The 578-nt window shown below is 63.8% G+C and carries 1 protein-coding gene; it reads right to left on the reverse strand.

Going from position 1 to position 578, the window contains the following annotated elements:
- Positions 1–548 (reverse strand): isochorismate family cysteine hydrolase YcaC (gene ycaC, locus N5C91_RS31865; protein ID WP_279834533.1); only part of this gene is annotated, 548 nt, incomplete at its 3' end.
- Between the last annotated feature and the right edge of the window lie 30 nt (positions 549–578).

Raw genomic sequence — 578 nt, forward strand, 5'->3', positions numbered from 1 at the left:
CCTTCGATATCGTTGCGCCAGTCGCGGTGCAGCTCACAGGCCACGCCGAACCAGGTCATCAGCTGCGCACCGGCCGCTTCCATCCGGCGCCAGGCGGCGTCGCGGGTCATCTCGTTGAAGGTGCCGGAGGCATCCGCCACCACGAACACATCGAAGCCTTCGGCAAGGGCCGACAGCGCCGGGAACGCCACGCAAACCTCGGTCACCACGCCGGCGATGATCAGCTGCTTCTTGCCGGTGGCCTTCACTGCCTTGACGAAGTCCTCGTTGTCCCAGGCGTTGATCTGTCCGGGGCGAGCGATGTAGGGCGCGTCCGGGAACTGCGCTTTCAGCTCGGGCACCAGCGGGCCGTTGGGGCCGGTTTCGAAGCTGGTGGTGAGGATGGTCGGCAGGTTGAAGAACTTCGCCAGGTCGCCCAGGGCGAGGACGTTGTTCTTGAACTTGTCCGGATCGATGTCGCGAACCAGCGAGAGCAGACCGGCCTGGTGGTCGACCAGCAGTACGGCGGCGTTGTCTTTGTCCAGGCGGTTGTAGGTGGCGTTGCTCATGGTGAAATCCTCGATTTGCTTTCAGTGGGT

The organism is Pseudomonas sp. GD03903 (assembly GCF_029840045.1).
Lineage (GTDB): Bacteria > Pseudomonadota > Gammaproteobacteria > Pseudomonadales > Pseudomonadaceae > Pseudomonas > Pseudomonas pseudonitroreducens.